General features: G+C 32.1%; 12 protein-coding genes. 3 read left to right on the plus strand and 9 right to left on the minus strand.

Annotated features, from left to right (window positions below; all coding sequences use genetic code 11):
• Nucleotides 1-310: 310 nt before the first annotated feature.
• Complete coding sequence (locus tag F5ESL0261_RS09045) at nt 311-490, minus strand: hypothetical protein (RefSeq protein WP_122052979.1); 180 nt, start codon at nt 488-490, stop codon at nt 311-313.
• A 255-nt stretch (nt 491-745) separates the two neighbouring features.
• Here F5ESL0261_RS09045 and F5ESL0261_RS09050 point away from each other — a divergent pair, with 255 nt between their 5' ends.
• Nucleotides 746-1,966: a hypothetical protein gene (locus F5ESL0261_RS09050; RefSeq protein WP_122052980.1), complete on the plus strand. Its 1,221-nt coding sequence runs from the start codon at nt 746-748 to the stop codon at nt 1,964-1,966.
• A gap of 292 nt (nt 1,967-2,258) precedes the next feature.
• Here F5ESL0261_RS09050 and F5ESL0261_RS09055 read toward each other — a convergent pair whose 3' ends face one another.
• From F5ESL0261_RS09055 to F5ESL0261_RS09085, 7 genes are all read right to left on the minus strand, one after another.
• Nucleotides 2,259-3,842, minus strand: a complete 1,584-nt coding sequence (locus F5ESL0261_RS09055) for an ABC transporter ATP-binding protein (protein ID WP_122052981.1) — start codon at nt 3,840-3,842, stop codon at nt 2,259-2,261.
• Nucleotides 3,832-5,412, minus strand: a complete 1,581-nt coding sequence (locus F5ESL0261_RS09060; protein ID WP_122052982.1) for an ABC transporter ATP-binding protein — start codon at nt 5,410-5,412, stop codon at nt 3,832-3,834. The genes F5ESL0261_RS09055 and F5ESL0261_RS09060 overlap by 11 nt, the downstream gene beginning before the upstream one ends.
• Nucleotides 5,413-5,761: 349 nt before the next feature.
• Nucleotides 5,762-5,890 carry a hypothetical protein gene (locus F5ESL0261_RS10290; RefSeq protein WP_255409683.1) on the minus strand — a complete coding sequence of 43 codons (129 nt, stop codon included), beginning with the start codon at nt 5,888-5,890 and terminating at the stop codon, nt 5,762-5,764.
• 245 nt (nt 5,891-6,135) lie between these two features.
• Nucleotides 6,136-7,245, minus strand: a complete 1,110-nt coding sequence (locus F5ESL0261_RS09070) for an SLAP domain-containing protein (RefSeq protein WP_122052984.1) — start codon at nt 7,243-7,245, stop codon at nt 6,136-6,138.
• Between the two features lie 187 nt (nt 7,246-7,432).
• The gene (locus F5ESL0261_RS09075) at nt 7,433-8,578 is read right to left on the minus strand and encodes an SLAP domain-containing protein (RefSeq protein ID WP_122052985.1); all 1,146 of its coding nucleotides are present in this window, start codon (nt 8,576-8,578) and stop codon (nt 7,433-7,435) included.
• Nucleotides 8,579-8,739: 161 nt separating this feature from the next.
• Entirely contained in the window at nt 8,740-9,825 is a 1,086-nt protein-coding gene (locus F5ESL0261_RS09080) for an SLAP domain-containing protein (protein WP_122052986.1), read from the minus strand.
• Nucleotides 9,826-9,857: 32 nt separating this feature from the next.
• Nucleotides 9,858-10,967: an SLAP domain-containing protein gene (locus tag F5ESL0261_RS09085; RefSeq protein WP_122052987.1), complete on the minus strand. Its 1,110-nt coding sequence runs from the start codon at nt 10,965-10,967 to the stop codon at nt 9,858-9,860.
• A 343-nt stretch (nt 10,968-11,310) separates the two neighbouring features.
• Between F5ESL0261_RS09085 and F5ESL0261_RS10320 the strand changes: the two genes are divergently transcribed.
• Nucleotides 11,311-11,415 (plus strand): type II toxin-antitoxin system HicA family toxin, encoded by a 105-nt coding sequence (locus F5ESL0261_RS10320; RefSeq protein ID WP_342446795.1) that lies wholly within the window; start codon nt 11,311-11,313, stop codon nt 11,413-11,415.
• A gap of 38 nt (nt 11,416-11,453) precedes the next feature.
• A complete protein-coding gene (locus tag F5ESL0261_RS09095; RefSeq protein ID WP_122052988.1) occupies nt 11,454-11,834 on the plus strand; it encodes a type II toxin-antitoxin system HicB family antitoxin in 381 nt (126 codons plus the stop codon).
• A gap of 214 nt (nt 11,835-12,048) precedes the next feature.
• On the opposite strand, the gene F5ESL0261_RS09100 is transcribed toward F5ESL0261_RS09095, so the two are convergent.
• Nucleotides 12,049-14,352 carry a BspA family leucine-rich repeat surface protein gene (locus F5ESL0261_RS09100; RefSeq protein ID WP_122052989.1) on the minus strand — a complete coding sequence of 768 codons (2,304 nt, stop codon included), beginning with the start codon at nt 14,350-14,352 and terminating at the stop codon, nt 12,049-12,051.
• Nucleotides 14,353-14,453: the final 101 nt, after the last annotated feature.

Below are 14,453 nucleotides of genomic sequence, written 5' to 3' on the forward strand. Positions count from 1 at the left end.
CTATAGAAATAGGCAGATATTTTCGATTTGCGTAGGTTTAGTTTTGCTTTTAATGGCTTTAGTGGAACTTATAGATAACCCGAGAAGTGGTTTAGGTCTTGTTTCTATGGAAGCCGGTCTGTTATGCGTACTATTCCCCTAATGAACATTTAGAAATAGTTATTTCTGAAAAGTGTAATCTTAATTTGACAAAGGTCCCAAAATTTTCTCAATTTCGGGACCTTTTTATAATAAATACAAAAATGCACCTAATAGCTGATTTTTACTATTAGGTGCATTTAAATTATTTATTTAGTTCTCTTAAAATTATTTATTTGGCCGTCTTTGGCTTAGCAGCTTGACTTGCTTCTTCTGCAGTATTGATCGGACTTAGTCTTACGCCCGCAATAAATCTAACATCACTCGCTTTGACATAGCTATCACCAAAATCTACTTGGCCACCGCCTGTTCCATCTGGCTTATCAGTGGCATAAAATCTATGACCCTTCATATGGTAAAACAGTTCTGCTTTATTTTAGGCTGGCATTATAAACATCTGTTTCTTTGTAAAGCATAATTTCTTATAATTTGACTTATATAAACAGCATACACTTGTCCGCTCTGACTTCGATATTTCAAAAAACTATTGTACTAATATTTTAACCAAGAATATCTAAATAAGTGATAACATTTAAAGTAGGTAAAAATATATCGAAAAAAATTATGGATTTCATACACTATTGGTTTTACATAAGGAGAAAAAAACATGGAAATTTTTTCAAAAAAAGATTTTATATCTTCTTGGGAGAAAGAAATCGATTCTTATAAGAAAGGGAATGATTTCTTTATTACCTATCCATTTGGTCTTGAAGAACCAAGCTATACAATAAATAAAAGAAACGAACTTTCTCAGTTTCAGAACAATAACATGACAGAAGAGAAACTTTATTCCGATTTGTATTATGAGCAAAGATTAGTACAAAGAGAAAATGAAAATGTGAGAGATTTTCAATCAAGAGTAATTAAGGAAGATCCAGAAATTTTCAAAGTTGCGCCAAATTATCGAGTTCATATAGTTAGAGATGAAGGCACTGATCAATATTCATATGAAAACGGCTATTTTTTTGCTTTTAAAATTTTAGTTAATTTTGCCGTAAGTTCCGACCCTAAATATGATGAATCAGTATTATACTTGCCACTATTCTTTTTAGCACGGCATTATATAGAGCTAAGCTTAAAAGACGCAATTTTTAATTTGTCAATTGCAACCGGTAAACCACTAAAGATCGGAAAAAGTCCTAATCATAATTTATGTCAGCTTAGCGAGGAATTTGAGGCTCTACTTACTGAGAATAAATTCTATAGCGAAAAAAGTAAAGATTCACAGAACTTAATATTAAATAAAACTTTTTTCAACATACCTAAAGCTATAAATAAATTAACTCAGAAAAGTGACGAATTTAGATACCCTGTAAATGCACAAGGTGAAATTAATATATCCCGTAATAAACCGGCATTGTATAATCTTTTAGGTCTAACTAAAGACATGAATTATTTTTTTGCTTGTATGGATTCGTTAAGGCTTGTTTTAGATGGTGTTTTTCAAGACACCATTTATGAAAATGACGCTATTATTGGAGTTTTGAGCAAGTTATGGAGTCAGAAACAAAAATTGTTAATAGACAAATCTACTAAATCAGGTTTAAAACAAGGCTATCAAAGTATAATCCTAAACTTATTTAAAAATGCTTATTTAAAAAATATTGATGAAAAGTCAGGCGAAGTTAATAAAATTGTTAAAAATAGTGTATCGTTTAAAGAGTCTGATACTGAAATCAAAGTATTCTGCGAAAATGACTATGTCTTTTCTATATATTCTTCATCAAAGTGTTCCTGTTTAAATTGTTCTTGTTCAAATGAAAAGAACTACTACATTAAAACTGATAAATTAATCAAGGAGATAGAAGATTCTTTAAATTCAAAATGAAGATACAATTTCAGAATGTTATTGAATAAATATAAAAATAGCACTAGCTGGATTGAAAGAAAAACAAATTAAGAGTAAAAATACAAATTAGAATTTAAATACCTTGGATTATAAAATCAACCTTTTAATGTAGAATTCACTATTTACCATTGATTTGTAAAAAAGATTGAAAATTTTCAAAATATATCATAATATTTTAAGATAATATACAAGTAAAAAGGAACTTAAAATCAGTCATGAGAAAATTCAATACTGTCTAGTCTTACTTATAAGTAATTAAATCCAAAATAGGTTAATTTTTCTTTCTGTTTTCAAGGTGTATTTCATCGTCAAACATATTTTTTAACCTTTGTTCAACTTTATGTGCAATAAAAACGATAGTTATATTTTGTTTTGTTAAATATTGCATAATGCTGTACATAGCATTAGAATCAATGGCGCTAGTACCCTCATCAATCAATAGAAAAGTAGAATGGTTAAATAAGCTTCTTGCTAAAACAATCTTTTGACGCTGACCACCTGAAATTTTTTCTGAGCTAATTACTGTTTCAAGTCCCATAGGTAAATCATCAATATCCTGATTTAGTTTTACATGATTACATATATGCTTAATATTGTGGTCAGATTGAGGTGAAAACATTGTAATGTTTTCACCTATAGTTGCTGGAAAAATAACCGGTTCTTGTGGTAAATAATCAATACTACTCAAATCTGGCTTTATTATTTTATCTTCGTGATTAATATAACTTATTTTTCCGCTTGTTGGATGTGTTAGCCCTTTAATAACTCTCAATAAGGTTGATTTTCCAGTACCATTGTCTCCAGTCAACAAAACTTTTGTTCCAGGTTTAACTGTAAAATTCGGATAACTAATTACTTGCCCGTTCGAAAAAGTAACTTTCAAATTTGTCACTCGCACTCCCGCTGCTACTTTACCAGTTTGATTTTTAGTAACAACCTTTTTACATGAATCTTCCATCTTTTCTCTGAGTGGACGAACGGATTTAATTAAACCCCAGCAGGTAGCTATATTCTTAATTGATCCAAAAAGATAGGAATCAAAATTACTTATACTAAAAATTACACCAAAGCGAATTACATTTTTTGTTACCAAAACGCTTGTTAGAATTAGCATAATTGCATCCCCTACTAGATAAAGCAAACTACTAACATAATCAAAAATTTGGTTAACCTTATCATTACTTATATATGCTTGCTCCATATTTTGACTAGTATCAGATAAAACTTTGAAAAATTTTTGACCAGAAAAATACTGGCGAATTTCGTTTAATCCAATTAACCAATGTCCCAAAGTTTTTAAATAATGTTCGTTTTCTTTCGATAAATTACTCATCGCTTTACTCAATGGTTTTTCAAAAAAATAAGGAGCCAAAATCTGTATGGCAACAATTAATAAGGAAGTCAACAATAACAACCAATGATATGATAAAAGCAGACCAATGCTGAAAAAAAGCAGAGCAAAATTATAAGCTAATAATCTAATCTGATAAAAAAGATTTTTTTCTAATAAATTTAAATCCGTAGTCATTCGATTCTGGATATTACTTGTCTCATTATTGCCAGCTTTTAAAAAATAATGGTCGGCAAGTTTCTGACGTATTTGGTGAAAATATTTCAGAACAGCATACTTCCAAAAATATTTGCTAAACTGTAAAAAACCATATCCAGCCAGAATCCATAAAAATTGGATACCAGCGAAAATGCCAAAGTTAATCAAATTTTTTTCTTTAATAGCATCAAATAGCAAAGATTGGACTTGATTAGCATTAGTAAACAAACCTGCACTTGCGATAGCTAAAAGTAGAGACATCCAAAAATATATTGGATGTAGTTTGCGCATATCTTTAACTTTCATTGATAATCCCTTTTCCCAGATAGATTTTTTTATTAAATTGACTTTTTTCCTTTTCGGTCAAATTATGGCTTATCATAATCAAGGTTTTATTACTTGTCAGCAACTCAGATAAAATTTTATTACTTGATATTTTATCTATAGCACTAATTGGTTCGTCTAGTAACATAATAGATTTCTTATGAACTAAGGCTCTTGCCAATACTACTTTTTGTTGCTGTCCTCCTGAAAGGATAGATTTTGAAGCATTAATATTTTTAAACAGAAATTCATTTGGCAGTGCCACTAAATTCGCAGCATCTTGTACTACTTTTAATGGCATCGTTTTAAACATAGTGATATTTTCTATAACACTACCTGGAAATAAGACTAGATCTTGAGGAAGATATGCAAATTCAGCAAAATCGGGTTTAACTTTTTCACCTTTAGTATTAAAGAAAGATACAGTACCAGTTAATGGTTTTTTAAGCCCCATTATTAGTTCTATGAGCGTTGTCTTTCCTGAACCACTCTTGCCATAAAGAAGTATTTTTTCACTTCTTGTAATTGTTAAATCAGGATAATGTAGTATACTTTCTCCATTATACGAATAGGATAGATTATGCAATTTGATTTTTTCTATGCTTTGCGTTTTAGCATTTGAAGATTGCGAAGATGGTAATGATACTTGTTTTTTCAAAGTTTGATCTCTAATGCTTTTTGTAGACTTAATATAATTAATATCTTCAACAATATCTAATAAGGTTGAAAAAATACCATCTGCGAATACACTAGCTGTGACTATTACACCGAAGCCAACGCGATTACCGAAATATAAGAGACCAGCTATTACTGTAATACCAACACGCCCTATAGCATCAGCAATGCTTTGGATAAACTCGGCCCAGGTTAAAACTTTTTTCCGAGCAATTTGACTATTTTCAAGTTTTTGACTTCCCTTACCCAAAGCCAATTTAAAAGCTCGACCAATTTTATACTGTCTTGCCACTTCTAAACCTGATGTCCATTCCTTTATTAAATTTAAAAATGCATTATTGCTATCAGAAACTTTTTTAGTTTGAGTAACTGTATATTTCTGACAAATTTTCGGTATCAATAAAGAAATCAAAGCCATTATTATTGTGAAAAACACAAGAATCCAATCAAATTTCAACAGTGTATTAATAGCTAAAAACTGGTATATAATGTTAGCTATTAAGTCAAAATTTCTAACAAAATAATCGTCATTTAATATATTGAGATCGTTACCTAAAGCATTTTGCATTGAGCTGACTGATTTATCTTGCTTTTGTAAAAAAACGTGAGATTCTTTGTTGCGCACATCATGGAAATAGTATTGTGTTTGCTTATTCCATTGATAACTAGATAAATTATACATAAAATCATTAATTGTGAATAGTAATAATTGAATTATTGTAATTATAATAAAGGCATTAATACGGCCTTTAATAATGAAATTCATCTGTATATCTGTAACGTAAGTAGCTACAGTATTCAAAATTTGTGATATCGTAAGAACAATAATAATAATAATAAATCTTACTCGACTAATATTAACGAACTGTTTAAACATATTTCTCCATTGAATTATATATAAGTGTCTATTGAATTTCTTCTCTACTTTATAGTACTTGCTATCTCTTTGAATATTTCTGTAATAAAAAGCCTATTTTAGTTTTTGAATTAATCCATTCATTTAATTGATTATTTGCTAATTTAGATAAAATACAGATTTCCATAAACTGCTTGCTTCTTAACAAATCTAATAAATGGGGATTTTGATACGCTTTATCAAAAAAATCTTTGTATTTTTTCATGCCCTAAAATGGGTTCTAATTGTATAATATTTTTTCTCATAAAATAAAAAAAGATCAATATGTTAACAACATATTGATCTTAAGCTATTACACTAAACAATAAATTTAACGCATGCAACAACCAGAAGAGATAACACGTGTGTTTCTATTAGGTCTAGCAAAAGATGATGTATCTTCCATCTCAATATCTGCAACATTCAAACACATATTTAAATTTAAGTCTTCTTTAATCATTTTTATCTCTTCTTTTTTATTATTTTTATTTATTATACATTAATTTTATATTTAATCAAATTTTTAATGTTAATTTCAAAAAATCCGATCATTATCATAAATAATCTAAGATCACATTTGCAATTCTTCCTATAGCAAAAATTTTTAAGCACTGTCTAAAAAGTAATCTTTGTTAGAATAAATGCATCCAATAGCTGATTTTTACTATTAGGTGCATTTAAATTATTTAGTTCTCTTAAAATAATTTATTTGGTCGTTTTTTGCTTAGCAGCTTGACTTGCTTCTTCTGCTGTATTAATTGGGCTTAATTTAACACCAGCAATAAATCTAACATCACTTGCTTTTACATAGCCGTCACCAACATCAATTGAATCCGGTCCTCCACCACCTGGTAGGTCAGAGGCATAAAACTCATGACCTTTTAAATGGTAAAACAGTTCAGCTTTATTTTCAGCTGGCACCCAAATATAAAGTAATTTATCTACCTTTAAATTTCCGCCTTGTTTTCTGATTCTTTGTCCTTTATGATCTTGCATGGTGCCATCGACATTATAGACATCTGTATCTTGATAAAATCTAATATAAGAATAGTGCTCAAGGTCATAAAAATGATGTGGAAGTTCTTTCTGAACTTTAACGTCCAGACAATAGAGCCAATTATTCGTCCCTTTAATACGATAAATAGTAGGATTAGGAATAGCCGAATGACCAATCTCCTCCGCATAGTTATCTTCTTCAGCTCGGTCGACTACGAACGTAGTACCTTTTTTAGCCTTTTTAATAGTTTTGACCCCATTATCGATCTTATAAATTGGTGCACCACCGTCGCTTGTCACTGTTGCGATAGTTTCTTCCGTGTTTGAAGCTGTGATTTTGCCCAAGTTGCTGGCTCTCACATATTGCTTTGCAGGACCACCAATGCGGTAGTAGCGCAAACCATTCTTAAACTTAACGGTACCACCATAAGTTGTAATGGAAGTTCCTTTTCTAATTAAACGATAGTCAGCCCTTCGTGAACTGGTAGCGTAAACATAGGAATTATGCTTAACTTCACGTTTAACACCGTCAATGTTATTAGCTTTGATATATTGCTTTTTACCACTAATTTTATAGTATGGGGTATAGGGCTTGAAAGTTAAGATTAATGGCTCTTTTTCAACTTCAATCCGCTTAAAAGCAGGATATTTAACGTCTACCTTTTGTCCATCCTTATCGTATGCTTGTGATGTATACATAACGGTTCTTATAGTGCTGGGAACCTTTGCTTGAACCGTATGGACTTGCTGATTAAATGTTAAAACGGCAGTTAGTCCTAAAAAGCCAGCTGCTAAGTAATGAGTAATTTTTTTATTCATGTGTTTTAACCTCTCTTCTTCAAAAAATGCTATCTCTATTTTTGATTCTCTAATTTCTGCAATAAAAACAAGAAATTATATAATTTCATTCTGTGCTTTTCTTAACGATTAATGAAGTTAAAAAATGATGGACTTAATTAGCCAAATATCTTAATACAAATAGGAAATAAGTATGTTATGACTTTAACTAATTCCCTGCTCTTTTCTTAGCAGCTTCAATTACTTCTTTGGTCGTTTTTTGCTTAGCAGCTTGACTTGCTTCTTCAGCTGTATTGATCGGGCTTAGTTTTACGCCGTCAATAAATCTAACATCACTCGCTTTGACATAGCTATCACCAAAATCCACTTCACTACCGCCACTTCCATCTGGCTTATTAGTGGCATAAAACCAATGACCTTTCATATGGTAAAACAGGTCGGCTTTATTTTCGGCTGGTACCCAAATATAAAGCAATTTATCTACTTTTATATTACCGCCTTGTTTCCTAATTCTTTGTCCATTATTATCTTGCTTGGTGCCATCAGCATTATAGACGTCTGTATCTTGATAAAATCTAATATAAGAATAATGCTCGGAGTTATAAAAATGATGCGGAAGCTCTTTTTTAACTTTAACGTCTAGGCAATTTAGCCAATTATTCGTCCCTTTAATGCGATAAATAACTGCATTTGGAATAGCCATATTGGTTATATCGTCAGCATATCCTTCTTCTTGAGCACGGTCAACTACGAAGCTAGTACCTTTTTTAGCCTTTTTAGTAGTTTTGAGACCATTATTGATCTCATAAATTGGAGTCCCACCGTCTTTTGTCACTGTTGCGATAGTTTCTTCAGTGTTTGAAGCAGTGATTTTGCCCAAGTTGCCTGCTTTCACATATTGCTTTGCAGGACCACCAATGCGGTAGTAGCGCAAACCATTCTTAAACTTGACGGTGCCACCATAAGTTGTAATTGAGGTTCCTTTTCTAATTAAACGATAGTCAGCCCTGCGTGAACTTGTAGCATAAACATAAGAGTTACGTTTGACCTTGCGTTTAACGCCATCGATGTTATTAGCTTTAATATATTGCTTTTTCCCGCTAATTTTATAGTATGGGGCATAGGGCTTGAAAGTTAGGATTAATGGTCTTTTTTCAACTTTGACCTGGTGAAAAGCTGGATACTTAGCTTTAACCTTCCGTCCATCTTCATCGTATGCTTGTGACGTATACATAACAGTTCTTATGGTGCTGGGAATCTTTGCTTGAACAGTATGGGCTTGATGATTAAATGTCCAAATAGTTGTTAAGCCTAAAAAACCAGCTGCTAAATAATGAGTAATTTTTTTATTCATATGTTTTAACCTCTCTTCTTCAAAAAGTTGCTATCTTTATTTTTGATTGTCTAATTTCTGTAATCAAAACAAGGAATCATATAATTTTATTCTGTGCCTTTCTTGATAATTAATGAAGGTAAAAAATGATAGGCTTAATTAGCCAAATATCTTAAAATAATTTATTTGTCTGCCTTTTGCTTAGCGTTTTGTTGGGCTTCTTCTGCAGTGTTACTTGGACGTAATTTTAGGCCAGCAATAAATTTAACATCTTTTTGCTTAACATAGCCATCACCAACATCTATTACAGAGGTTCCTCCGTCTCGTGAGGCAGAGGCGTAAAATTCATGACCCTTCAAGTGATAAAATAATTCAGCTTTCTTTTCAGCTGGTACCCAAATATAAAGCAATTTATTTACCTTTAAAAACCCACCTTGTTTTCTGATCTTTTGTCCGTGATGATCTTGCTTAGTACCGTCTGCATTGTAAACATCTGTATTTTTATAAAATTTAATGTAAGAATAATGTTCAGAATCATAGTAATGTACAGGCATTTTCTTTTTGGCTTTAACTTCACTGCTCAGTAACCAATATTTTGTACCCTTAATATGATAAATAAATATTTGGGGATCATCTTCATCTCCTCCATTATTTTCAGCATAGTCTACCGTAAATTTTGTACCCTTTTTGGCTTTCTTGGAATAAGTATCGTCTTTGATAAAATCATAAAGTCCAGCTCCTTCTTTTGCAGTTACTTTTACAATTGTTTCTTCTGTATTAGAACTAATAATCTTACTTAAGTTGCTGGCTTTCACATATTGCTTTTTTGGTCCACCAATGCGGTAGTAACGTTGCCCGTTCTTAAATTTGAAGGAATTGCCATAAGTTGTTATTGTCTTGCCCTTTTTAAGCAAACGGGAGTCAGCCCTCCTAGAGCTTGTAGCGTAAACATAAGAGTTACGTTTGACCTTGCGTTTAACACCGTCAATATTACTTGCCTTGATATATTGCTTTTTACCTTTAATTTGATATGCGGGTGCAAACGGCTTAAAAGAAAATGGAATTGGTTGATCATCTAACTTAACCTGAGTGTAAGCTGCATATTTTCCTTTTACTTTATCACCGTATAAATCATAAGCATGGGCATCGTGCATTACGGTCTTAACAATACTTTTAGCTTCTACAGTATTGACTTTTTGGTTCATAACAAAAATTGCACAAACGCTTAAAATAGTAGCTGCAACATAATGTAGAAACTGCTTATTCATATATTTTCTCCCTTCTAGACATATTTCAAAAATTATTCAGCTTTCTTATTTGTATCCTGTTTTGCAGCTTGACGCGCTTCTTCTGGTGTATTACTTGGACTTAGTTTAAGACCATCAATAAATTTAATATCTTTTTTCTTAACATAGCCTTGACCGACATTTATTACATCCGAGCCACTGCTTCCATCTGGTAAATCTGTAGCGTAAAATTGATGGCCTGCTAAATGATAAAACAATTCAGCCTTATTTTTGGATTTTATCCAAATATAAAGCAATTTGTTAACCTTTATAAAACCTCCTTGTTTGATAATTTTTTGCCCATGATGATCTTGCTTTGTACCGTCAGCATTATAAACATCAGTATCTTTATAAAACATTATATAAGTATAATGTTCAAATTTATAATCATGTATTGGTATTTTCTTATCTGCTTTGACATCACGATACCATATCCAAAAGTCTGTACCTTTTATATGATATTCATATCCATCAGGATCGTCTATATCCATGGAAGAATATTGCGCATAATCAACTTTGAATTTGGTTCCTTTCTTGACTCTCTTTACAATGTCTTCATCGTCACTATCAATATAAGCATAATCAGTAATATCAGCTCCCTTGGTTTTTACAGTTACAGTTGTTTCTTCTGTATTAGAACCAATAATTTTACCCAAATTAGCAGCTTTCACATATTGCTTTTTTGGTCCACCAATGCGGTAGTACCGTAAACCGTTCTTAAATTTGAAGGAATTGCCATAAGTTGTTATTGTTTTGCCCTTTTTAAGCAAGCGAGAATCAGACCTCCGCGAGCTCGTAGCGTAAACAAAGGAATTATGTTTGACTTTACGTTTAACACCATCTATGTTGCTGGCCTTGATATATTTATTTTTACCGCTAATTTTGTATGCTGGTGCAAACGGTTTAAATCTGAATGAAATTGGGTCATCGTCCACCTTAACTTGAGTATAAGCTGCATATTTTCCTTTGACTTTATCACCATATAAATCACAAGCTTGAGCATCGTGCATCACGGTTTTATTAATACTTTTAGCTTCTACAGTATTAGTTTGTTGGTTTAGCACCAGACTTGCAGAAATGCCCAATATAGCAACTGCTAAGTAACGAAAAAGCTTTTTAGTCATATAATTTTTACTCCTTTCTCTTAAGACAGGCACTGTTGTTACTGCATCGCTCTTATTTCATAAAAATGCAAAACAAATGATAGCGCAAACATACTGGCTATAATTCATTCTGAACCTTTCTCAGTAATTAATGAAGGTAAAAAATGGTGGGCTTAATTAGGCAAATATCTTAATATATATGGAGATACTTAATTTTAAACTTTCTTCGTTGAATTTATATGTATTTATACGTATAATAAGAAACATGGAAGTTTTACTTTGTGACGAAGACGCCAAGAGAAATTATCAAGTTTTTTAAAAAGCAAGGCTTTGTAAAAAGTCTCAAAACGGATTCCATCTAAAAATGTATAACCCCATTACAAATGTTACTATTCCTGTTCCCATTCATCCGAAAGAAATGAAAAAAGGACTAGAACAGAGAATTCTAAAAGAAGCTGGATTAAAATAAATTTTTCAGCTAATTTTTACATGTTAGGAGGAATTAATATGTCTAAGCTTTTAGTATACCCTGTTATACTTCACCCTGAAGACACTGGCTATACTGTCGAAGTTCCAGATATTACAGGTGGTTTTACTCAGGGCGAAGATTTAACTAATGCTTTGGAAATGGCTTCTGATATGATTGGATTAATGTTGGAAGACACGACTAATTATCCTAAACCATCTAAGTTAGAAAGTATCCATGTTGCTGACAATGATATTAAAACTATTGTTGCCATTGATATGGATGATTATAGACGCAATAATTCCAAGACAATCCGCAAAACAGTAACTGTACCAGAATATCTGGTAAAAATGGGCAAAGAGAAAAATTTAAATTTTTCTGCTGTACTAACTAAAGCCTTAAAAACAGAATTAAATTTATAACTAGAAAAAATAAGTCCTGGAAGTTAATTAACTTTCGGGACCTTTTTACAATTTTTGGACTAATTGTTAAATAGCATAATACAAAATAAATGCACCTAATAGCTGATTTTTACTATTAGGTGCATTTAAATTATGAATTTTTTCTCTTGATCGTTCTTACTCAGTAGTTATAAACATATTTATGCTGTACTACTGGGCTAATTAACCAAAAATTCTAAAAGTTAGCTTTCTTTACATATCGCTTCAATCCGGTGATGTAATAATAACGACCTTTCCGTTTTACTGCACCACCAAATGTTCTAACTTTGCGTCCACGCTTCAGAATGGCATGTCTTATTTTCTTTACTTTTTGATTATAGATCAGAGCCTTGTGCTTTAACTTACGCTTTTGGCCTGTAATATTAGTAGCCTTCACAAACGTATTATTACCTAAAAGATAATACTTCTTACCTTTTATGTTTTCGGTACCATAAGTAATAATTATCTGGCCTGACATAAATTCGCCTGGTTTCCGCTTACCATTAATATCATAAAGATAAGAATTATGCATTACCGTTCTTTCAGTCCCGTTAAAGTTAGCTTTCTTCACGTAGCGGTTCAATCCGATGATATAGTAATAGCGGCCTTTTCGCTTTACTGCACCGCCATATGTTGTAACTTTGCGTCCACGTTTCAGAATGGCATGTCTTATTTTCTTTACTTTTTGATTATAGATCAGAGCCCTGTGCTTTAACTTACGCTTTTGGCCTGTAATATTATTGGCCTTCACAAACGTATTATTACCTAAAAAATAATACTTCTTACCGTTTATGTTTTCGGTATCATAGGTAGTAATTATCTGGCCTGACATAAATTCGCCAGGTAACTGCTTACCATCAATATCATAGAGATACGAATTATGCATTACCATTCTTTCAGTCCCTTTAAGGTAAGTAAAAGTTACAGTCTGAGGCTGGTAGCTGAAGAAACCTGTCGCATTATAAGGCCTTGCCTTTAATAAATAACCAGCAAATTTCAGTTCTTGGGTAATGTACCCATCTCCAACATTACCATTCAAGATTTTATCAGGTGCCAATTTAAGGCCATTTTTATCTTTATACTGTACTCTGACCTCAGCTCCTGCAATCGGCTCTATAGTACCAGATGAATGACTTGGTGGTGTTGGTGTCGGCGGTGTTGGTGGTGTTGGCGGATTGACTGGTGGCTTAGGCTCATCAAAGTGTGTACCCTCGCGAACATAAGTATCTGCATCATTAGCTGGATCATAATTTGCCATTAACTCTTTTGAGCTCCACCTATTCTTGCCCTGAGGGTCATTAAGTGTACCATTAGCAACATTGCGCCAAGTGCCATCAGCATCAAATCCAGTACCCTTGACAATATTATCTTTTCCTAGTTTTAACAAGTTTAAACTTTGCAAATCATTTAGCATATCGGAAATGTATATAATTTTGCTCATATCAAAACCGCTAATATCAAGCCTTTGCAACCGAAAATCATACTTAAACATCTCTTTCATATTAAAAACATTCGCGGTATTAAATTTACTGAGATCAAGCTCTGTAATATTCTCGCAGTCCATAAACATGTTATTCATTACAGTTACTTTATCAGTATTAAAGTTGCTAACATCAATTTTTGTTAAGCTTTGGCAGGCCCCAAACATATATGACATAGTCTTAACGTTAGCAGTTGAAAAGCCGCTAACATCTAGGTCAGTTAAGACAAAGCAATTGTTAAACATCCCGTTCATATCAGTGACATTATCAGTTTTGAAATCTTTACCAAACTTAATGCTTTTTATAAACCAGCAATTCTGGAACATAGTACTGGTATTAGTCACCTTACTAGTTTTAAAGTTGCTTAAATCAATTGCATTTAAACTTCTGCATTCTTCAAACATGCCACTTAATTCCGAAACATTTTCGGTATTAAAGGAACTGACATCAATATTTTTAAGACTTACGCAAGAATAAAACATGCTTGACATTGTGGTAACATTGGCAGTATTAAAGTTTTTTAGATTAACATCGCTTAAACGATAACATGATGAAAACATGCTTGTCATATCAGTAATTTGAATAGTATCAAGCTTGTCCAAGCCGTCTATATTAGTTAGATAAGTAAAGCCTTTAAATAGATACCTGACTGACCCGCTAAGTGCCAAGGGACCCTGAATAACAATATGGTTAACATTTTCAGGATCAAGCCCTACATTATATAAAGCATTTGCCAGCGGTTTCGGGTTATTAAAAGCTGTGGAGTTACCAGGAATAGTTAATGTTTTACTGGTCGAATCATAGCTAAGTGACAGTTCACTATTATCATCAATATCAGTACTGACCCATGGAACTGTCCGAATGTCTCTTGTTGCAATTTTCGTTTCTTTTGCTAAATTTGCAGGAGGTGAAGCCGATGCAAATATTGTTTGCGGTTTAATAATACTTAAACCTACCACAGTCATAGCAATAGTAGCTAAGTACGTTGTAAGTTTAATCCTAAAATGGTGTTTATTCATTATTTGTCTCCTTTAAGCAATATACTTCTACTTAACCAAAGTGTAGCATAATTAACCTTTAATATAAAATATATTTTTAGAAATATATAAATATATATAAT

This window comes from Lactobacillus sp. ESL0261 (genome assembly GCF_003693025.1).
GTDB classification, from domain to species: Bacteria; Bacillota; Bacilli; order Lactobacillales; family Lactobacillaceae; genus Lactobacillus; species Lactobacillus kullabergensis.

What these genes read in the sequence shown, in the direction of transcription:
- F5ESL0261_RS09045 (WP_122052979.1), bottom strand. Translation starts at nt 490, where the DNA reads ATGAAGGGTCATAGATTTTATGCCACTGATAAGCCAGATGGAACAGGC.
- F5ESL0261_RS09050 (WP_122052980.1), top strand. Translation starts at nt 746, where the DNA reads ATGGAAATTTTTTCAAAAAAAGATTTTATATCTTCTTGGGAGAAAGAA.
- F5ESL0261_RS09055 (WP_122052981.1), bottom strand. Translation starts at nt 3,842, where the DNA reads ATGAAAGTTAAAGATATGCGCAAACTACATCCAATATATTTTTGGATG.
- F5ESL0261_RS09060 (WP_122052982.1), bottom strand. Translation starts at nt 5,412, where the DNA reads ATGTTTAAACAGTTCGTTAATATTAGTCGAGTAAGATTTATTATTATT.
- F5ESL0261_RS10290 (WP_255409683.1), bottom strand. Translation starts at nt 5,890, where the DNA reads ATGATTAAAGAAGACTTAAATTTAAATATGTGTTTGAATGTTGCAGAT.
- F5ESL0261_RS09070 (WP_122052984.1), bottom strand. Translation starts at nt 7,245, where the DNA reads ATGAATAAAAAAATTACTCATTACTTAGCAGCTGGCTTTTTAGGACTA.
- F5ESL0261_RS09075 (WP_122052985.1), bottom strand. Translation starts at nt 8,578, where the DNA reads ATGAATAAAAAAATTACTCATTATTTAGCAGCTGGTTTTTTAGGCTTA.
- F5ESL0261_RS09080 (WP_122052986.1), bottom strand. Translation starts at nt 9,825, where the DNA reads ATGAATAAGCAGTTTCTACATTATGTTGCAGCTACTATTTTAAGCGTT.
- F5ESL0261_RS09085 (WP_122052987.1), bottom strand. Translation starts at nt 10,967, where the DNA reads ATGACTAAAAAGCTTTTTCGTTACTTAGCAGTTGCTATATTGGGCATT.
- F5ESL0261_RS10320 (WP_342446795.1), top strand. Translation starts at nt 11,311, where the DNA reads ATGTATAACCCCATTACAAATGTTACTATTCCTGTTCCCATTCATCCG.
- F5ESL0261_RS09095 (WP_122052988.1), top strand. Translation starts at nt 11,454, where the DNA reads ATGTCTAAGCTTTTAGTATACCCTGTTATACTTCACCCTGAAGACACT.
- F5ESL0261_RS09100 (WP_122052989.1), bottom strand. Translation starts at nt 14,352, where the DNA reads ATGAATAAACACCATTTTAGGATTAAACTTACAACGTACTTAGCTACT.